Below are 19,868 nucleotides of genomic sequence, written 5' to 3'. Positions count from 1 at the left end.
AATCTCGATATCTGTTGATTTAAATCTAGATATGTCCAATTAACTAAAGTTAACAAGACGCCTTCACCTACAAGTTAAGCTATTATCGCTCAATCCGGTAATCTGAGAACTCTGGATATGTTAGACTCTTTTAGTCAACTAAATCAATATCTAAACTCTCAAGTAAATTCAATGCCTCATATCGAGAAAATTTTGCTCCCGTCACGCGATTTTGTAGCACGTTGATGGTAAAATCGGAGGAATCACTGAAGTCTACATTTTCTAGATTCGTGTGCATGAACAAACTTCGGTTCAACTCACAGGCAATAAAACTCGACTTAGAGAAATCCCCCTCCCTAAAGTCAGCATCACGAACCGTGCATTCTTCAAACACCAGCTCTTGCAAGGTTAAGCCATAATAAGACGCATCATTAAGGATGCATCGATAATATTTAATGCCAAAATCATTATGATAAACGGGCCATTCTGCATTCGTCCAATCTATGCCAATTAACTTACATTCTGAAAAGCTGATATCCATGAATCGAGTTCTAGGAAACTTAGTCAGACTTAGATTACAAGATTTGAATGTACAGTTGATAAAACGGCAATCCTGAAAGCAGGCGTCAGAAAAGTCGCAATCTGTAAAATGGCATTCCTCGAACTCAATACCCTTAAAATTTTCTTCAGAGACTGAGCCTTTGTCAAAAGACCGAGCAAAATAACTATCATTATCAACTATATTCATTTTTTATTTGCGTATTCAGAAGTTTCAATATCAGTAATGTTTCTAACGCTCTTACGAACAACCAAAGTCGGCTCTAGTTGTACGACTTCAGGCTGATCCGATTGATGATTAAGCTTGCGTAATAACGTATCCACTGCAGCTTCACCAAGACGATATTTAGGCTGATGGATGGTTGTAAGAGAAGGCGTCATAAATTTTGCAATGTGGACATCATCATAACCTATGATGGAAAGATCTTCGGGTACCTGAATACCCAATTCGCTCGCTGCGTTAATCATTCCCATTGCCATCATATCGTTAGAAACGAATATAGCACTGGGTAAACGGCCTCTATCCGACATGGTTTTAAAAGCATGATAACCACCTTCACATTCAAAATCTGACTCAACGATCCAGTCGGCGTTAAATTCAAGCCCCTTCTCTAACATTGCACGCTTATAACCTTCATATCGCATTTGAGCCTGATATTTGATAAGCGGGCCCGTAATACAGCCGATATTGGTATGACCGTTATCAATAAGATGCTGGGTTGCCAAATAGCCCCCCAATAGAGAGTTGTCTTGAATTTTATCTTTGGTGAACAGCATAGGTCCCCAGTCCATAACAACGACAGGAACGTCCGGATAACGCTCAAATACATCAATACGCTCACCTTCAAGCGAAGAGCACATCAATATAAAACCATCAACACGCTTTTGCATTAAGGTGTTAATTGAATCACGCATTCGAGCGTTATCGCCTTCGGTATTACAAAGAATAAGGTTGTAACCTTGCTGATAACAGTTTCTCTCAACACCCTTTACGACTTCACCAAAAAAAGGATTGGTTGAAGTCGTCACTAACATTCCTATTGTGTTGGTACGATTAACTTTCAGACTGCGAGCCAATGCTGACGGTGCATAATAGTTTAACGCTTTTGCTGCATTATTGACCCTAAGTGAAATTTCTTCACTAACAAACCGGGTCTGGTTAATAACATGGCTAACCGTAGAGGTGGAAACTCCCGCTAACTTAGCAATATCCTTCATTGTCGCCATATTACCTCCCTCAATACTGACTTTCTTTAAAGACCTCCACCTCATGCCTGTTTGGAATCGACGTTTGTGCCCCTAGACGAGTCACTGAAATGGCAGCCGCGGCATGTGCAAAGCTAATTGCTGATCTTACTGTCATTTGCTCCAATAAACCAGTGACAAATGCACCATTAAAGGTATCGCCCGCTGCTGTGGTATCTTTTGCTTCAACACAAAAACCTGGAATGAGCTCGCCCTGTTCTCTTTCACTCAAAAACACGCCCTTTGCGCCCAAGGTTATGATCACCACATCAACGCCTTTTTCATGGAGAATCTTGGCCGCCTCTTGTGCACTCTCTGCACCATCAACTTTCACTCCGGTCAATAATTCGGCTTCAGTTTCATTCGGTGTAATGATATCGATTTTCGAAAGTAGCTCATCTGAGAGTTCTCGAGCTGGTGCTGGATTTAAGATAATTTTAGTTTTCGCTTCCTTTGCAACTTGCGCTGCTCTCTCGATACCGCAGATTGGGGTTTCTAACTGCATCAATAAATAGTCAGCTTGACGAACTTTTTCTAGTGCTGACTCTATCGCTTCTGCTGTTAATTTAGCGTTAGCCTCTGGTGAGAGACAAATATTGTTTTCACCACTATCGGTAACCTGAATCATCGCAATACCGCTTGGACAGTTAGGGTGCATCTTAACGCTATCAATATTGATACCTTCGAGTCTCAGATTCTCTCTGATATTTATCCCGAAAGAATCATCTCCGACGCTTGCGATAAAACCAATATCAGCATTTAATCGTGCTGCAGCAACTGCCTGATTAGCACCTTTCCCACCTGCGATCACCTGATAATTAGAACCTTGTACTGTCTCTCCAGGGCGAGGAAAAGAAGGTACTTGGAGAACATGATCTGCATTAACACTCCCCAAAACGACTAACTTATTCATGCGTACTTCCTGAGCTTAAGATAAGCCTGTTAACATACTAAATGACTTTGACCTTTCGATATGCAATCAGCGCATCTAAAGGGTCAAAGACACAAATTTACCCTTCCTCTTTACCTAAGATGTATAAAGGAAGAAAAATAATGTTTATTTTGCAATCACTTTGAGTGGAACTGGAATATGCTTTTTAACCTTATCACCTTTCAACATGTGATCCGCTGTCTCAACACCTAAGGCACCAATCAACTCTGGTTGTTGCGCAATAGTTGCAGCTAACTTGCCACGATTAACCGCAGCAATTCCATCTTTAGTTCCATCAAATCCGACTATAAATATCTTTTTTCCTGCTGCTTGTACCGCACGCAACGCACCCAATGCCATCTCATCATTTTGTGCGAATACTGCTTCCACATCGGGGTTAGCAGCCAATAAATTTTCCATCACATTGAGACCTTTAGTTCGGTCAAAATCAGCAGGTTGGCTTGCGAGCAATTCCATTTTATTTTCTTTAACAGCATTCATAAAACCCTCACCACGCTCGCGGGCAGCTGAAGTGCCAGCTATTCCCTCTAATTGGATCACTTTGGCTTGCTCGCCAACTTTTTCTACGATGTATTGACCCGCCATTTGCCCCCCGGCCACATTATCTGAAGCAATGTGGCTAACAACGTCACCACGGCTGGCACCTCTATCTAATGTTAATACCGGGATGTTAGAGCGATTTGCGATTCTAATCGCATTAGACACAGCGTCCGAGTCAGTAGGATTGATCAAGATAGCTTTCACACCTCTTATGGTCAGGTCCTCGACGTTCGACAGTTCTTTACTTGGATCATTTTGTGAATCAAGCACAATCAAATCGTACCCAAGCTGTTTTGCTTTTGCTTCCGCACCCTCTTTCATGGTGACGAAAAATGGGTTATTCAAAGTAGAAACCACAATCGCTATCGTATCTTTTGCTTGAGCAGCCATCGAAACGGATGAGACAAGCAGAGCTGCGGAAAGTAGAGTCGTTAATTTTTTCATCATTTTAATCCTTACTGTAGGGTGAGCCAGTGCTTTGTTTACTGGCTCTTATTTTTATCTTGTTTCACTATTTACTTTTGTTATCAACCAAGACCGCGAGTAAAATTACGGCAGCTTTAGCAATCATTTGATAATAAGAGGAGACGTCCAATAGATTGAGAGCATTGTTTAGAAAGCCAATAATGAGCGCACCGATTAAAGTGCCCATGATCCGTCCCTTGCCTCCCATTAAACTTGTTCCGCCAAGAACCACGGCAGCGATGGCATCCAGTTCATAGCCCATTCCTGCAGTAGGCTGCGCAGAAGAGAGACGTGAAGCAACGATAATACCTGCAAGTGCGGCCAACAAACCACAGAGACTGTACACACCTATTTTCACTCTATCGACATTGATACCAGAGAGACGAGTTGCAGACTCATTACCACCGAGCGCATATATATAGCGGCCAAATCGAGTATGATTTAACAGATACCAAGCCGCAGCAAACACTATCACCATCAACCAAACTGGAACTGGTATACCCAGCGCATAGCCAGTGCCAAACCATGAAAATGTGTCTGCGGTATCGGTAAACCCTGTTGATATAGGCCGTCCGTCTGTGTAAACCATGGTGACACCGCGCAGTAAAGTCATGGTGACTAACGTCGCAATAAATGCTTGAACCTTGCCTTTAGCAATAATTATCCCACTCAGTGCACCTAATAACGCACCAGCGAAAAGAGCTGTGGGGACAGCCACTAATACAGGGATTTCTATAGCAATCATGCTTGCTGCAATTGCCCCACACAATGCCAACACAGAACCAACACTCAAATCGATCCCTGCAGTTAAAATTACTAGAGTCATGCCGACAGCAATAATGGCATTCACAGAGGTCTGGCGAAGGATGTTCAAAATATTATCTATTGTGAAAAAGTTGGGATTTAAAAATGACACAACAACAATCAGGAACACTAAGGCAATCAATGATTTTTGCTCTACTACCCAGGCTTTACTCAGCCATCTTTTACTCATAGGTTTTGATTGTTTGAGACGATCAGTGCTCATGCTAATTCCTCATTGACCTTTTTGCCGACCCCACAGGCAAGCAGTGTTTCTTGATCGACAGTCTTAGCGTCAAATATGCCATTTACCTGTCCCTCGTGCATAACGATAATTCGATCACTCATTCCAAGGACTTCTGGCATCTCAGAAGATACTAAGAGAATACTCATACCATCGGCCTTAAATTTATTGATTAATTGGTAGATTTCTTTTTTGGCACCAACATCGACTCCACGAGTCGGCTCATCTAGGATTAGGACTTTTGGGTTTGTCATCAAACCTTTTGCAATCGCAACTTTTTGTTGATTACCGCCAGATAAGTGACCAATAACTTGTTCGCGATTTGGGGTTTTAATATTAAATAAATTGATAAAATCATCGACCGATGAGCGCTCTTTGGAGTGATCAATTTGGAGTTTCTTACTAAAAGTATGAAGGGAACTAAGCGACATGTTCTCCTTTACGGATAACCCCAGTATCAGCCCTTCTCCTTTGCGATCTTCTGAAATATAAGCGATGCCTTCAGTTAACCCGTCTTGGGCACTTGATGGTTCAATTGATTTGTTGTTTAGCCGAACCGTCCCTTTGTCTTTTCTAAGGGCACCACAAATTAGCTTCATCAACTCGGTTCGACCAGAACCCATCAAACCAGACACTCCCAAAATTTCGCCACGCCTCAATGAAAAGCTAGCCCCATAAACACATTCACCATGCAAGTCGTTGACTTCGAGACAATCACCACTATGACTGACATCAATACGCGGGTACTGATCTTCGAGTTTACGCCCAACCATCATTTCTATGAGACTATCTTCATCAGTGTCATTTACCGAACACTGGCCAATAAACTTACCATCGCGCAGCACCGTAATATCATCACACACGTCGAAGATTTCTTTTAGACGGTGAGAAATATAAACCACACCGCACCCCTGTTGCCGCAATTCATTGATCACCTGAAATAATGCGGTTGTCTCTTTTTCAGTAAGGGCGTCTGTGGGTTCATCCATAACGATAACTTTGGACTCAAATGACAGTGCTTTAGCAATCTCTACCATCTGTTGCTCACCCAAACTCAAAGTACCAAGCAAGGTTTTTGAGGAATGCTCTACACCCAACTTTGCAAGCAACTTATCCGCCTCATGGTACATTTGTTTCCAACAAACCCTTCCAAGTAGACTCGTGGGCTCTCGTCCTAGAAAGATATTTTCAGCAATACTCAGTTCAGGAATAAGATTTAGTTCCTGATGAATAATGCTGATTCCCCCAAGTTGAGAATCTCGAGGACAATTAAATTGTGTCGACTGTTCCTGATAAATAATGCTTCCAGAATCCATTTGGTAGATACCTGTTAACACTTTCATCAGCGTAGATTTGCCGGCTCCGTTTTCACCCATTAAAGCCATAACTCGACCGGGATAAACGTTTAAGCTCGCCCCATCTAAAGCTTTAACGCCAGGGAAGGACTTTTTTATGTCGTTAAGTTGTAAAATGGCTTTTGTCATAATGGGCCCTGATATATTGATTTAAAACACAACGCCAGATTGAAAAATTATATTCGCATAAGGGGTACACTCCCCGGTTCTTATCACTGCCTTACTCGATTGAGTTCGAACTTTAAATACCTCATGGGGAACATAAGTAATATCGATAGTCCTACCACTTTTATCGCCTTCCTTTCTCAATTCCAAAATTAGTGCATCATGGTGAGCTGGACTAACTTTGGCAAACTCTTTGGCTAAGACGACACCTTCAACCTGGCATTCAGACAGGATAGTTGTGACTGTATCTAGAAAACTGGGTATACCATAAGTCAATGCTAAATCTATACGCTGAACTTGCCTTGGAATAGGTAAACCAGCATCACAAATTGTAATTTCATCGGTATGGCCTAATGAAGCAACCAAGCCAGAAAGTTCGGCGTTAATCAGGGTACTTTTTTTCATCTCGTTGTTCTTCGGTTACATGAAGGTTGAGTTATAAAATAATGTATTTTCTGTCCGCACTGACTGTACGAACCATCATCGAAACGTTTCGATGCATAATAAAAGCATCAAGAAATTCCGCTAGAGAGAGTTCCATAAGCTGTGAGAAAGATCTTTTATTGATAGTTATAAGATTTAAAAAATCAATCTTAAATCACATTTTCCATCGAAACGTTTCGATTGAAAATTAAAGAGGAATTAAAAAAGGATGGCTAAGTCACACTGTATTTGTAATGTATATACCCAAGTAACTGTAAAATGCACGCACTTGCAAGACGAGTTGTCTTGCTTTACACACGTCGTTACCGATATTCAATTGAGGTGACGAGATGTTGAGAACATTTCGTTGTCTACAAAGCATGCCACTCTCGCTGAACCTAGCACCTTAAGGTTACTTGGGTATACGTTATTTAACTTGCTGGGTCTCCAACTTCAGGCCAAGCATTAAACTCAACCCTTTCGTCACTAATGTAGTAGAGAGTGTCGCCGGAGTTCACTATCGTATCGAGACCGGGATTAAGCAAGACAACTTCTTCGCCTTGTCGTCTCATGCCAATAATCGTTGAGTCAGTTTTTAGCTTAAAGTCAATAAAAACATCTTTTATCTTAAATGAAGATTTAGACTGAACTTCAATTCCGTATTGGGTTTGACCACGCTCAGCGCTTACCATCTCACTATGCAGGAGACTGGAACCACAATCAATCACACTTTTTGCGAGAAGTTCTGTACTGAGGTTTGATATCACTTCAGCATTAGGGCACTGCTGCCTGAGGATTTTAGCTTTTACCGAGTCACTAAAATGAGCCACTAAGTGAGCATGACCATTAAGTGCGCTAGCAAAGAGAGATATTGTCAACGTATTTTCATCAGTATCTGTATCGATAATAATACAGCTAGCTTTACTTAAAGCAGACCGTTCAAGCTCATCTTCATTTGTAAATGAAGGAACATTAATAAAAGACGTCAGATCCGGCATTGGGTTTTCATGCTGTTCGCAGGAAATAAGCACTATGTCTCTTTTGTCTTCACGTGTAATCTGCTTTATCAGTGATGGAGTTCGATTTGGGTTGTATCCAATTAAAACAATATGATCAGATTTGTTTCTTAGGTTATGCATACCTTTCTGCTTCCTATACCAAAGCGACATTCCTTTGGCTAATAATTTACCTGCAACCAGTGCGAATAATCCCAGAGCGCCCGGAATAACAAACAATGCCGTAAATACCTGTCCAGAGGGAGTTGAAGGAGATAGATCTCCAAAACCCACTGTCGAGCCTACGGTAACCAAATAGTAAATAATCCTTATCGGGGATTCGATTAAATGCCCCTCTCCTATAAGGAGATAGCCAAAATAAACAATAAAGACAAAACTCAATGTCAATAGGCCTAAATGTAGTTTACTTAAAGCCTCTACAATGTTGGAGAAGTACTGATCCCAAAGTTCAGCTAGCTTCTTGGAGAATCTCTGCTGCATATCTAGTAATTCTTAATGTCGATAGGGTTTACGTTTATACCAACTGATTCGATAATCATCTGATTTTCATTTAAAACAAAATTAGTTGGAACATGGTCGTGATATATGATGGTAATGTCAACAAAAGTCCTATCACGAGCTGAGGCCTTTGATTGTGTTTTTATGTTTTGTAAAGACATTTCTATATCCTGACTAAATAATAATGTGTGGCACGAATCGCGCCACATCATTTGTAATCAATTTATCTGATTCACGAAAAGAAATACCACATCCAGTCTTACCGATAACCCAAGATCCTATCACAACCCATCCATTTTTAAATTTAGCTAACGGTGCATATGGGTTTAGATACAAACAGAATTATAAATATATTATATAAGTCTCACATATGTTTCAGTTTTTTCTAGTTATTCCTCTTGCAAGCCAGCAAGAGTGATTGACCTTCAAGCATGGGTGAGAGTAGCAATCCTGTCTCCATATCAATCCCAAAAGCTAGATCAGGTAACCAAGAAAAACACACAAATCGCTTTATTTTATTTGAATATAAATTAGCAATTTCTAAATATGAGCAAAAACCGCCGCTCAATGAATATTGATGTTCAAAATTTACCGTCCACCTCGTAACTCCAAAATATAGAGGTCGACGTCCTACTATAATCTGTACATGTGCTATCTCCTAATTAATTCAATATACAGGGTTCAGATATTAAAAAAAAGAAATAGACATTTATCGTAGTTGCAAAGCAATAAAAAGCAAGCATAAAAAGTGCACGGAAAAACAAGATAAAAGTCGAAAAAACAATGGTAAATTTAGACTTAAGTATCAGATAAATCGAAAATAACCTGAAAAAAAAGAGTTAGATCAACTTTCTATTACATTTAAAAAGAAATATAAACAATTTTTAATTAGTACACATTTATTTTTATTTTACCTTTGTCATTAATTTATAGGTGATACACGTCACAGTCGTTGATTCTGTTACATGAAATATTTTTCGACGATTCGAAACCACTCAAAAACTAATGGGAAATACCATGAACCTATTATCCAATGGCAGTGCTATTACTAATATTACCGAATTAATTAATGTAAGCCCTTTATTTACTTACGATGAAGATAAAGGCTTCTACACGGAATGGCCACAGCCAAATATGCAACGGATTAATACCTTATTTGCTGGTATCAACTGTCCAGAGGTATACAAATCTAAGCCACAATTTGATCAAACCTTGAACTCTCTATGTGCCTCGTTCAATGAGTTACTACCCCTTGAAGATACAGGTGATAGTTATAGAAAACTTGTCCAACTAGCACAAAACGTTGAAGAGTTTGAACAGCAGTTGTTTGCTCAAAAAAATGCGTTGCACTTCTCATTGCCCTACTTTGATCAAGTCTTTTCTCTTCACTTTGCAATGATTCAAGGAATGCAAATGCTTAGAGAATGTGAAGACCATTTGGAAGCTGCCGTCTCTTTGACCTACAAGTCTTTGGAGCTTCTCGATAGAGCCACTGCATGTGCTTATGAACAAAGATATAATGCTGTAAAAGTTATGCGTTGTGGGCCCAATAACCAATTTGCTTATGTCCAAGATCATGCCAAAGAAAAAGCACTGACGACATTAATGCCCTACAACGAAAATCTTGACAAGTTAAATACAATTACAGAGCACTTTGCCAGCCAAGAAGCGCTTCGCTACGTTGAGAACATCGATTTTTCTATCGCTCAATGTGTAGTTGATGGCACGATTGAGTTTCTAGGTAAATTAGATAACGAGGAAGTCCTTGTATCTTCGCTCAAACTACATAATACAATGGTCGATACTTGGCAAACTGAACAGTTAAAGCATTCTGAAAATCAGCATATCAAGGCCTATGAGGCCCCTTGGGAACCCGAAGAAAAAACCTGCTTTGACTATGTGAAAGAGTACTATAAGACCGTTGCGATTGGTCTCATCGGTGATCTCCCTATCCCCGGTGCCGCCGCGCTCTCTGCGGTAACTGGCCTGTTTGTAGGCTGGATTTTTGATGATAGAGGGGCGCAAATCCAAAGGTGGAAAACATATGCCAACCAAATCAACCAATATATTGACCAAAAAGTAACTGACGTAGAGCTCAAATCCATTGAAAATGAGCTGATTACTGCCGAAGAAGAGTTCGATAAGATAAGTCGTTATTTAGACGATAACCCCGACCAATGGGGGCCAGGTATAGACTTTCCAAATGAAGAAATAAGAAGCCGTTTTATTTGCTTAATCAATAACATACAAATAACTAAGCACAGAGTGTTTAATCCAAATTGTGCAAAGCATGCCAGCTTTCCCTATTTCGATCGCCTCTTTACTCTTTATGGCTCGATTATGGGCTCGGCAACTGCCAGCCTAGAAACTTATAACACTTATGAGGAGTTCCAAACATTCTTCATAGAGTCAAGAGAGTACCTCGATAACGCAATGCAGTCTGCCATCGATTACCGCACAGGAAAATTAGATGGCCACTACAATGGCTGTACCAATGTATCGAGGATGTACGATTACCAGTTGGGCGACGAATCAACCTACAGTGATAAAAGGCCACTTCACGGATACGATAACCGCTGGGATGGCTACAAAGCATTGCAGCGCTATCTCGATATTGAGCTTGGGTATGTCTATCCAAATCGCCTTAAAATCTTGGCAGGACTGCATAATTTTGACAAATTCGTGACTAAATACAATGAGTTTTGGAATCTGCATAATGAAAACCATCAAGATATAATGCCACTTACTGATGAGTGGATCGGTAAAATGGAGTCTCAACGCGGTGTAGCGAATGGGCAAAAAGAAATGATTGATAATGGTTATAAAGCATGGGGGAATGGCCCAGCAGTGTATAATGACCTTTATTTCCATGAACACATCTACGCTTCTCATTTCCAGGGGCCACGTTTTTATCATAGTGGCCAAGATGAGCATATGTACCTTGCTTTACAAGATTATCCCGCATTATCTCGTAAGGACAATAATTCTGGCGAAACCGAGGTCATCGTACCTATCGAAAAATTTACCAATGTCGATTTTAGTCCTTGCTATGAAATCGTCGTTTTTAGTGAAGAAAATTTCCAAGGTAAGTCGTATACCTTCTCCAGTGGCGATGGCTATTTTCGGTACCCTCCTCTAAGTGATTGTGGATTTGATATCAAGAGCTTAAAAATTCAATACACTCGCGGTCATTAACAGTGAACAAAATCGCCATTAAAATATGGCGAGGATAGTGATCAAGGCAAGTTACCTCGCAAGAGCAACTTGCCTTAGTTTTTAATCTGTTTGAGCTAAAATCAATCTATTAATCTATAAGTTAACAATTTCTGACTGTATTTTCTCAAAACTGCCTGTGTACTCTTGCGAGTTAAAAAAGTGAAGGTAATCTTCTTTTCTCAGTGCACGCCACGTACTATTGTAGGTGTTGTCTTGATTAAGAAATCCATTAAACCTTGCAGGTTGATTATAAGCTTTAAATAAAACCTCGTAGTCAGACAGCATGATTGTCTGGTTGAGCAAAACTTTGATAAATGCATGCTCAACAACTTTCGAGCGAGCAGCCTCAGAGGTAAATGCAACCACTGTGCTTAAATTGCCATTCATTCTGGTTTGGCCATTTCCTCCCAAAGACAAAGCGTTAGAGAGCTTTCCAAAATCAACTGACTTGGGAACATCAACATGGTTATAGTCGGTTAAATCAAAACGCTGGTTATTTGTGGTGTAGGCAACCAACTGAAAATTCGGCGCTCTAAAGTGGTAACTAGCGCCCGCAACATTGACAGTAGTTTCTGACTTAGATGCTGCATTTTGGATATCTGCTTTTCTAAATTCAATTAGGAAATGCTTATATTTATCTGTCGTTAATTCCAAATCCATAACTTCAACCTATTTTACTAACATTATTATTTAAATGATTAATACTTAATTTATTCAGACTAAAAAAGATATTAAAACCTTTAGTTTTAAATATCTACGAAAATAATATAAGTAAATTTTATATCGAAAAATTTAGGATATAATCGTGTTAATTTTCTAACCGATTAAAAAACACAATCAGAAAGATTGAAATATCAAGTGAAACTTATCAGTTATATCTTATTGCATATTCTCTTAATTTCTATCTACCAGTCACAATGACGTTAAAGCTCGTCAGCCACTGCTTTCATTGAATCACGAACCCATTTATGTAAATCGTCTTGATGGTGAAGGTGGTGCCAAAACTGCTCAACGCGAAAATCACGCATTTCAAAAGGTAGACTAGCTTCAGAAAAAAAATAGTGGTGGGCCAACCTTCTTACGATGCGACTTGGTAGAGTCACTAAGAGATCGGTGTTTGTCACGATATCAGGTGCAAGAGAAAAATGGGGGATCGAGCTTATCACGGTTCGGCTACGATCAAGTCTCGCTAACTGCCTATCTATCGATGTTTCATCAATACCATTGGCCGAAACAATGACATGCTGTGCATTAGCATACGCGTCCAGATCTAACTTACCTTGATTAAGGGGATGTTTCTTGCACATGATAACGGCATAATTATCGCTAAAAAGCCGCTGTTTGTAGATGAGTTCCCCACAATTATTCGTGGAATATAAAAGTAAATCGGCGTACTTTTCCAAATAATCCTGAACGGATACAGTTGCATGATAATGCATCACTTCAATCTTTAATTTTGGTGCCTGCTCTCGCACCTTCTTTATCAAGCCGGGTAACAGCATCATTATTTCAAAGTCTAGTGCGCCAACAGTAAAAGTGCCCGCAGCATGAGACGGATCAAAAGGCTCTTGATTAAGTAGTCCCCGAATATCACGTTGCACGCAAACAAGCCCGACCTCAATTGCCTTGGCCTTCTCGGTCAACTCATACCTCGTGCCTACTTTCACAAGCAAAGGATCATTAAATAGAGACCGCAAACGCTGGAGTGCACGACTTACAGCAGGCTGACTCATACCCAGTGCTTTAGCTGCTGCACTAACATGCCTAAATTCAAATAACTTATCCAAAATCGGTAGCAAATTTAGATCAATTTTTCGGAGGTTTAAATCACGCTCGACCATAACATTCTTCTTTTGTTTTATTCACTAAACGCATAATGAGTATGCCAACAATGCATTGGAGTGAAAAGCGGTGTTTTTCTAGCATGAGTACAAAATAAGGAGAAACCTATGCCAATGAACAAAAATATATACCTCACTTCGCTTTACTTTGCATTTGCGAGTACGACCGCAATAGCTCACCAGAACAACAACCAAGCGATCATTTTTCCTGACCAAATTCCTCAAGCACAGGGAAACTATGTGGCTGCTTCGAAAGTCGAAAGCCTCAAGCCAGGCCAGAAGGTCGATAATTTATTTGATCTGCAGTTTGACGATAAACAAGCTACAATCCAAAAACTCGGAAACAATACCTATTGGATCGGTGTTAACTATTATAATACTACTGTTATTGTTGATGATAACGCTGGCGTCATGCTGATAGACCCACTGGGATCTGAAAGAGTCGATACTGTGTTAAAAGCTATAAAACAGATCACTGATAAGCCAATAACAGCTATGGTCTATTCCCACTACCATTTAGATCACGTAGGTGGAGCAAAGCAAGTCTCTGACTATGTTGAACAGCATCAAACAGAGCCGCTTCGTATTTATTCCAGCGCAGCAGTTTACGACAAAATTCTGCGCCACTCCGAAAAAGATGATAACAACCAAATTAAAGCCAAAGTTCCCCTACCTACTAATGTTATAAAATTAGACAGAGCGAAAACGATCAAATTTGGTCAACAAAAAATACGTATGATCGCACCCAAAGGAGCCGGACACACCCCTGATAACACATTAATCTGGGTTAAAAATGACAAGGTGGTTCACTTTGCAGATATGATAAATCCTGATCAACTGCCCTTCTATAACTTTGCAGGTGCAGAGGATTTCCATGGCTACGAAGAGGATTTGAAATGGTTACTGAAAAAAGGAATCAAAGGACAATGGCAATACATTAATGGTGGTCATGGTAACATAGGTTCAATTGATGATGTTAAATCACTCTTGGGTTACTTGGATGACTTGCGTCGTGAGGTAAATAAGCAATTAGAGATTGCGCCTTATGAGCCCAAACTGTCGGATAGAAACCACTTTATATGGGTGAAACGTTGGCAGGATACTATTGCCGCTGGAGTAAAAGAAGCTCTTGAACCCAAATATGGAAACATGTATGGCTTTGATTCTGGTGCAGTAGAAACCCATGCCATTATGGTACTTTTTGATATAGTTGATCACTAATTCTTTACTGGCCCAGTTTATACTGGGCCTTCTTTATTCGTACAGAACCTCGTTAAAAAACACTTCTACTAAGTACTTATTTTCTATTATGATGAAAGCTTAAAATTTTTAGTCCGGTAATCTTATGGCACCCCAAAATAAGTTGGTTCGATTTAAGAGTATTGATATTGAGGACGTATTTGAAAAAGAGAGCAAACTACTCAAACAAGTACAATCAGGGAAACTCTCCAAGGTCCTAATATTGTGGCAAGCCAAAACCCCAACACTCGTGCTGCCTTCTGGGAAAAAATGGCGTCAATCAGATGAACTAATAACTGCATTACAAACGCTAGGATGGCACCTTATCGCGCGCAAAACCGGGGGAGCACCGGTCCCACAATTACCAGGCATTATCAACCTCTCTTATATCTACCCGTGGCCAAACGAACGCCCTTATGACATCAAGTTGTCATACCAAAACTTATGTTCAATTTTAACCGAGTTCTTTATAAGTCTTGGAATAAAAACCGACATTCATGCCACACCTCACTCTTATTGCGATGGTGATTACAACTTAAATATTAAAGGAAAAAAAGTGGTCGGCACAGCACAGCGCGTCGTGTTAAATAAGGACGGTAGCCGAGTCGTATTATCGCAAGCTTGTATTTTAGTTGATGCCGTTATGCCCAAAATAGTCGAGCCTGTTAACTTATGTAACCAGTTATGCGGTTACCCAAATAAGATACTGGCTGATGTGCATACAACTCTCTTTTCTCATACCAATCAAAGACCCTGTATAGATAGTCTTTTTCAAACGCTAACCAAAGCGTTTATAGACAATGCCCAGTATCTGTGATTCGTCTTTGCCGAAAAATAGAGCAATTCCAATGAACCAGCCTCATTTCAAGACTCCGTTAGACAACAAATTAACAACGTAATTTCGACATTCGTCAACATATTCTGTGCCAAAAAGAGGTGCCGGTACAACTGTGTTTATTTCGGTTTGTGAATTTTGTTCATCGTGCTAAGTTACCTACCGTTTGAAGAACTCCGCAATCAGGACGCAACAATGTTTGTCAGGAATACCATCATTACATTTTCCTTATTACTGGTAGTAGCATTTTTAAGCAAGTGCATCGCTCTCGCCACTTTCGAACAATTACCGGTAGAACTCTTATCGAAATCAGGTATCGAAGCACTCTTTTTTGGCCTTCGCCTTGATGGAACTATTGCAGCTTTGCTAACTGCTCCCATATTTTTACTGCTATGCATTACCACACCCTTTAGAAAAGACATCTCCATTTTGATCAAAATATGGCTGAGCTTTGCAGTGTTGTGGATTATTGGGACCACTTTCTCGGATGCCGTGTACGCAAAAGATGCAAGTAAGCATGTCACATTTGAATTGTTTACTGCCGGTGGAGTCGAAAAAGAGCTTTTTATTTCTACTATTAGTCATTACTTTTTTGATTTCTGCCTCGGCACACTATGGTTTTTTGCCTGCACGTGGTTGATCTGGAAAAAGCTGCCACTCTCAGCTCAGTCAATACCGAAGTGGTATACAGGCATTGTGTTTGCTCTGTCATGGCTATTGATCACTGTTACTTTTGTTCGCGGCGGTTGGAGTGATGCACCGCAATCGCCAATGAGAGCTTATACCATAGGAGATACTGACCAAGCTTTTATTGCGTGGTCTGCGCCGTATAGTATTACCTATTACTTAACATCAGGTAAAAAGCACTCGGTTGAAAAAATCACCACGGAGCCTACTGGTGAAGAGCTCAAGCAATGGAAATACGCAAAACAAAACAGCATCGCGCAAAATTTAAGCTCTTTGAAAGAGGCTAATATTGTCATCATATTGCTGGAAAGTTGGCCAGCTATTGATAGCAAAAGTTATTCTGGTGGAGAAAATGTCACTCCATTTTTCGATAGTCTTCGACAAAAATCACTCTCAGCCTATTCAAGCTATGCGGATGGCTATCGTACCGTGCAAGGTATGTTTTCGACATTTTGCTCCTACCCTAACCCAATCGATGGCTTTATTGGCAATAGTCAACTACAAACCTCAAAGTATGTTTGTTTACCCAACATTTTAAAAAGCCGAGGTTGGGAAACCACCTTTATCCAAGGAAGCGGAAAGGGTCTTGTCGGTTCATTTTCGCAAACACTCGGTTTTGAACACTCGCTCGGAAAAAAGGATTTTCCATTTGAGGCGGTGAAGAACTATTGGGGATATATGGATACATCAATCTACCGCTTTGCCCTTAATAAAATAGAAGAAACCAGTCAGTCTACCAAGCCTTTCCTTATTACTATCAATACAGGAACAACACATGACTCTTTTATCCCAGAAGGGCATGAATACCGTTTTGGCAAAGATACACCTGATAACGAAAGACGCAGCGTGATTAATTACGCAGACTCTGAACTTAGTGAGTTTATACCCAAACTCGATAAAAAATTGTCTCAATTGGACAAGCCTACTGTTGTTGTTGTGGTATCTGATCACACTGCAAGGACATCCCAAGGTGGTTTTGTGAAAAATGCGATTCCCTTTTTGATGTACAGTAGCGATGGTTCACTGCCGACTGAAATAAGACCTATTACCTCGTCGCAACGTGATATAGCACCTACTCTGCTCGATTGGCTAGGTGGATACGCACCATGGTTTACAGGACACTCATTGCTAGATCCGAATTATTCCGGGCGCTCAAGTTTTTCTTTTGGTAGTGGCTTTTTCTGGATGAAAAAGGATCATGGGATTTCCATAAATGCCAAAACAGGTGAGCTAGCACAGTGCTTTAATATCGGAGACAATGTTGTAAGCAAAAAGACCGTAAACTGTGACGAGCAAGAATGGGCACAAGAGCTTTATAAAGAGGGCAGCTACTACAATAACCTGTCGCAATATCATCTATTTAATGGAACCACGACGGATTATCGTTCTAAACCTACCAGTTCTGAGTTTCAATACAGTTCGCAGAACTAACCAACAATAACAGATAAAAAGGCACCATTAGTGGGGTGCCTTTTTATTTAGATTAGAACTCAAAATGAAGTTGGTCAGTATATGGTCTTGAGTCTTGGCTCGGTTCATAACCTCTTTCTATTATATTGAGTAATAGTCTCTCTTTGTATCCATTACAAATTTCATTGAGAATACCTGCGATTAAATTTAATTCCTTAGCATAGCCCGATTGAATATTCTGTGTGCCAGTCATATCCAATGTTTTTCTCTTAACTCTATCAGTTGAAACAGCAGTATTCACACTTGTAGCAAAATTTTCATCCAATAAGTTGGGCTTTTTTGTTATTCGAGTTTGTAATTTAGTTAGTTTATCAGTGATACGCTGTAATACATCAATAAACTCAATAAGTGAATATCTTGAACTCTGTTCATAAAGACCGCTTTTTCTATATTTATGGTTTATGTCAGATCGCAATATATCGAGTCTGGCTCTTAGTTTAATCACTGTCATATAGTTTGCAGTTACCATACCATCATAGGCTTCATGCATTTGCTCATGGCGATCGTAAACGACTTTATGCTCTTTATAAATATCAAAGATTTGTTGATGATCTAAATCAACAACTTTAAAACCAGTAAGCATGTTTTCAGAATGCACTATACCTGAAGGTAATGAAGTAAAAAGTAATGTTAGGAGTGTTTTTTTTATCACTTTAAGTTAACTCGATTATAAATTTCGCCTTAATGATAATTCACTCTTTTTAATTTTGTGGTCTGACCTTTGTTTTTAACAAAAATAAAATCAATAAAATTAGTTTTTAACTTAAAAAACAAAATGTATCTATGACACATATATTATTACATCTTGCCAACTTTCAAGCACAAGCTATTAACATGCTTCTGATGATTTTAATTCTGTGACACAATGGTAGAACACATTGTATACTTTGAAAACTAGGCTAATTGAGAGCAATGTCTCATCGATATTTGAGTCTATCCTATCTTGACGTAGAAAAGATGAAGCATGTAAGCAGAAATAGCCATTGACCAACTATTAAGTAATAGAAGCCAACATACTGAAAGTTTTTCCAATGAAACAAGGTAACCATTGAAATTAACTCAATTTAAATATAAAACGCGAAAAGGCCCTGACTACCGTCATGGAGAGCAAGTATCCTTTATCGATATCAAACAAACTTTCAATATAGGCAGTATTCGTGTTGGACGCTGGGTGACACGAGAAGAGAAAGATCTCGCTGCCAATTTAATCTTCGATTCACTCGCCGATCTTGCCTATATCCTCTCACTACCGCCAGAAGCCATCGGACTACGCGCAACACTAGGGTTGGCATTTGGCTCGGGAGGAAGAAAGGGGGTACAAGCTCATTACGCACCGAATCAAAGAGAATTAGCCTTAGCGAAGAATGCTGGTGCCGGCGCTTTAGCCCACGAGTTTTGGCATGCCTTTGATCACTACATTGCAGAAAAAGCGTTTGATATTGGCGATAGGTCTGGGCCACAAAGCGAAATCATGTTTGCCAGCAACTGTTGGCTAAATGATGAATGTCCCCTACCTCACCCACTTAATGATCGCCTCATGGACATATTTAGTGCAGCCTTACTTAACGGCGATAAAAAAGATAAACACGACTATGTGACGCGAAGTGTTAAAGCTGATATGTCGCTATCTCAACGATATTTTTCACTACCAACAGAAATGATGGCACGGGCTTTTGAGTCTGCTATCGAGTCATGCCCAGATATTAACAACCCTTATCTCGTTTCAGGAACAACAAAACCCGACACACAACTGATCTATCCTGACCACACACACAGAATCGAAATTTACCATGCCCTCCGAGCCTACTTTGTTACCTTGGGACGTGCACTAACTAAATAAATATATACCCAAGAGACTGCAGAATATAGGACTAGGAACATCGCCACCGAGTCGAGTTCAAAGAGGCTAAAATAACTGATATAGAGCTGTTCCTGATCAACCAATCATAAAACTGACTATTTTAAACGCATTCAAAGGCGGAGTAACTTTGCATACGTCTTTGTCGATTGTAGGTTTCACATATACAAACTACTGTCTTGTCCCAACTCTCACTGAAACTAGCACTTTGAGGTTGCTTGGGAATATAAAAACTAAAAATTATCAGTTAAATGAATATAAAAATTAACAATACTAAATTTATAATATTTACAATCTGGATAGTGCCATCCCAACATAGTTAATAATTATATAATATAAGCATCCAGATTAAATTAACAGAATAAAGTTCTTTATATTAAATCTAAACTCTATTTACTAAACAAATACAAAACCTATAAATATTTCGATGTTAATTGTATTCAAAAAAAAGTAATTGATTTTAATTTACATCGATCTAACC

At 39.7% G+C, this 19,868-nt stretch carries 17 protein-coding genes; 5 read left to right on the top strand and 12 right to left on the bottom strand.

Annotated elements, in window-relative coordinates:
* Positions 1 to 130 precede the first annotated feature (130 nt).
* The 9 genes from RH40_RS11120 to RH40_RS21255 form a co-directional block, all read right to left on the bottom strand.
* The gene (locus RH40_RS11120) at positions 131 to 727 is read right to left on the bottom strand and encodes a pentapeptide repeat-containing protein (RefSeq protein ID WP_009601596.1); all 597 of its coding nucleotides are present in this window, start codon (positions 725 to 727) and stop codon (positions 131 to 133) included.
* The gene (locus tag RH40_RS11115; protein ID WP_009601595.1) at positions 724 to 1,764 is read right to left on the bottom strand and encodes a substrate-binding domain-containing protein; all 1,041 of its coding nucleotides are present in this window, start codon (positions 1,762 to 1,764) and stop codon (positions 724 to 726) included. The genes RH40_RS11120 and RH40_RS11115 overlap by 4 nt, the downstream gene beginning before the upstream one ends.
* Positions 1,765 to 1,774: 10 nt before the next feature.
* Complete coding sequence (gene rbsK, locus RH40_RS11110; RefSeq protein WP_009601594.1) at positions 1,775 to 2,695, bottom strand: ribokinase; 921 nt, start codon at positions 2,693 to 2,695, stop codon at positions 1,775 to 1,777.
* Between the two features lie 144 nt (positions 2,696 to 2,839).
* Positions 2,840 to 3,718: a ribose ABC transporter substrate-binding protein RbsB gene (rbsB, locus tag RH40_RS11105; RefSeq protein ID WP_009601593.1), complete on the bottom strand. Its 879-nt coding sequence runs from the start codon at positions 3,716 to 3,718 to the stop codon at positions 2,840 to 2,842.
* A 67-nt stretch (positions 3,719 to 3,785) separates the two neighbouring features.
* Positions 3,786 to 4,766, bottom strand: a complete 981-nt coding sequence (gene rbsC / locus RH40_RS11100; protein ID WP_009601592.1) for a ribose ABC transporter permease — start codon at positions 4,764 to 4,766, stop codon at positions 3,786 to 3,788.
* Positions 4,763 to 6,268 (bottom strand): ribose ABC transporter ATP-binding protein RbsA, encoded by a 1,506-nt coding sequence (gene rbsA, locus RH40_RS11095; RefSeq protein ID WP_009601591.1) that lies wholly within the window; start codon positions 6,266 to 6,268, stop codon positions 4,763 to 4,765. Before rbsA ends, rbsC begins: the two co-directional genes overlap by 4 nt.
* A 21-nt stretch (positions 6,269 to 6,289) precedes the next feature.
* Complete coding sequence (rbsD, locus tag RH40_RS11090) at positions 6,290 to 6,709, bottom strand: D-ribose pyranase (RefSeq protein WP_009601590.1); 420 nt, start codon at positions 6,707 to 6,709, stop codon at positions 6,290 to 6,292.
* A 449-nt stretch (positions 6,710 to 7,158) separates the two neighbouring features.
* On the bottom strand, positions 7,159 to 8,223 hold the full coding sequence (locus RH40_RS11085; RefSeq protein WP_009601589.1) for an ion channel: 1,065 nt from the start codon (positions 8,221 to 8,223) through the stop codon (positions 7,159 to 7,161).
* Between the two features lie 192 nt (positions 8,224 to 8,415).
* A complete protein-coding gene (locus RH40_RS21255; RefSeq protein ID WP_081454999.1) occupies positions 8,416 to 8,577 on the bottom strand; it encodes a glutathionylspermidine synthase family protein in 162 nt (53 codons plus the stop codon).
* 681 nt (positions 8,578 to 9,258) lie between these two features.
* Between RH40_RS21255 and RH40_RS11080 the strand changes: the two genes are divergently transcribed.
* On the top strand, positions 9,259 to 11,436 hold the full coding sequence (locus tag RH40_RS11080) for a beta/gamma crystallin family protein (protein WP_009601587.1): 2,178 nt from the start codon (positions 9,259 to 9,261) through the stop codon (positions 11,434 to 11,436).
* Positions 11,437 to 11,550: 114 nt separating this feature from the next.
* Here RH40_RS11080 and RH40_RS11075 read toward each other — a convergent pair whose 3' ends face one another.
* Complete coding sequence (locus tag RH40_RS11075; RefSeq protein ID WP_009601586.1) at positions 11,551 to 12,117, bottom strand: hypothetical protein; 567 nt, start codon at positions 12,115 to 12,117, stop codon at positions 11,551 to 11,553.
* A gap of 263 nt (positions 12,118 to 12,380) precedes the next feature.
* Positions 12,381 to 13,298: a LysR family transcriptional regulator gene (locus RH40_RS11070; protein ID WP_009601585.1), complete on the bottom strand. Its 918-nt coding sequence runs from the start codon at positions 13,296 to 13,298 to the stop codon at positions 12,381 to 12,383.
* Between the two features lie 108 nt (positions 13,299 to 13,406).
* Here RH40_RS11070 and RH40_RS11065 point away from each other — a divergent pair, with 108 nt between their 5' ends.
* The 3 genes from RH40_RS11065 (at position 13,407) to RH40_RS11055 (ending at position 17,490) form a co-directional block, all read left to right on the top strand.
* Positions 13,407 to 14,519 (top strand): MBL fold metallo-hydrolase, encoded by a 1,113-nt coding sequence (locus tag RH40_RS11065; RefSeq protein WP_009601583.1) that lies wholly within the window; start codon positions 13,407 to 13,409, stop codon positions 14,517 to 14,519.
* Positions 14,520 to 14,643: 124 nt separating this feature from the next.
* Positions 14,644 to 15,354 (top strand): lipoate--protein ligase family protein, encoded by a 711-nt coding sequence (locus RH40_RS11060; protein WP_009601581.1) that lies wholly within the window; start codon positions 14,644 to 14,646, stop codon positions 15,352 to 15,354.
* 213 nt (positions 15,355 to 15,567) lie between these two features.
* Positions 15,568 to 17,490, top strand: coding sequence for an LTA synthase family protein (locus RH40_RS11055; protein WP_009601579.1), 1,923 nt, complete (start codon positions 15,568 to 15,570; stop codon positions 17,488 to 17,490).
* 52 nt (positions 17,491 to 17,542) lie between these two features.
* Here RH40_RS11055 and RH40_RS11050 read toward each other — a convergent pair whose 3' ends face one another.
* Positions 17,543 to 18,181, bottom strand: a complete 639-nt coding sequence (locus RH40_RS11050) for a hypothetical protein (protein ID WP_039954622.1) — start codon at positions 18,179 to 18,181, stop codon at positions 17,543 to 17,545.
* A 396-nt stretch (positions 18,182 to 18,577) separates the two neighbouring features.
* On the opposite strand from RH40_RS11050, the gene RH40_RS11045 reads away from it, so the two are divergent.
* Complete coding sequence (locus RH40_RS11045) at positions 18,578 to 19,369, top strand: CLCA_X family protein (protein WP_009601577.1); 792 nt, start codon at positions 18,578 to 18,580, stop codon at positions 19,367 to 19,369.
* Positions 19,370 to 19,868: the final 499 nt, after the last annotated feature.

It is taken from the genome of Vibrio caribbeanicus ATCC BAA-2122 (assembly GCF_000165125.1).
GTDB lineage: Bacteria > Pseudomonadota > Gammaproteobacteria > Enterobacterales > Vibrionaceae > Vibrio > Vibrio caribbeanicus.
This window is presented reverse-complemented; position numbering and strand designations above follow the sequence as displayed.

What these genes read in the sequence shown, in the direction of transcription:
- rbsC (WP_009601592.1), bottom strand. Translation starts at nt 4,766, where the DNA reads ATGAGCACTGATCGTCTCAAACAATCAAAACCTATGAGTAAAAGATGG.
- RH40_RS11065 (WP_009601583.1), top strand. Translation starts at nt 13,407, where the DNA reads ATGCCAATGAACAAAAATATATACCTCACTTCGCTTTACTTTGCATTT.
- RH40_RS11055 (WP_009601579.1), top strand. Translation starts at nt 15,568, where the DNA reads ATGTTTGTCAGGAATACCATCATTACATTTTCCTTATTACTGGTAGTA.
- RH40_RS11080 (WP_009601587.1), top strand. Translation starts at nt 9,259, where the DNA reads ATGAACCTATTATCCAATGGCAGTGCTATTACTAATATTACCGAATTA.
- RH40_RS11075 (WP_009601586.1), bottom strand. Translation starts at nt 12,117, where the DNA reads ATGGATTTGGAATTAACGACAGATAAATATAAGCATTTCCTAATTGAA.
- rbsB (WP_009601593.1), bottom strand. Translation starts at nt 3,718, where the DNA reads ATGAAAAAATTAACGACTCTACTTTCCGCAGCTCTGCTTGTCTCATCC.
- RH40_RS11070 (WP_009601585.1), bottom strand. Translation starts at nt 13,298, where the DNA reads ATGGTCGAGCGTGATTTAAACCTCCGAAAAATTGATCTAAATTTGCTA.
- RH40_RS11085 (WP_009601589.1), bottom strand. Translation starts at nt 8,223, where the DNA reads ATGCAGCAGAGATTCTCCAAGAAGCTAGCTGAACTTTGGGATCAGTAC.
- rbsA (WP_009601591.1), bottom strand. Translation starts at nt 6,268, where the DNA reads ATGACAAAAGCCATTTTACAACTTAACGACATAAAAAAGTCCTTCCCT.
- rbsD (WP_009601590.1), bottom strand. Translation starts at nt 6,709, where the DNA reads ATGAAAAAAAGTACCCTGATTAACGCCGAACTTTCTGGCTTGGTTGCT.
- RH40_RS11120 (WP_009601596.1), bottom strand. Translation starts at nt 727, where the DNA reads ATGAATATAGTTGATAATGATAGTTATTTTGCTCGGTCTTTTGACAAA.
- RH40_RS11115 (WP_009601595.1), bottom strand. Translation starts at nt 1,764, where the DNA reads ATGGCGACAATGAAGGATATTGCTAAGTTAGCGGGAGTTTCCACCTCT.
- rbsK (WP_009601594.1), bottom strand. Translation starts at nt 2,695, where the DNA reads ATGAATAAGTTAGTCGTTTTGGGGAGTGTTAATGCAGATCATGTTCTC.
- RH40_RS11060 (WP_009601581.1), top strand. Translation starts at nt 14,644, where the DNA reads ATGGCACCCCAAAATAAGTTGGTTCGATTTAAGAGTATTGATATTGAG.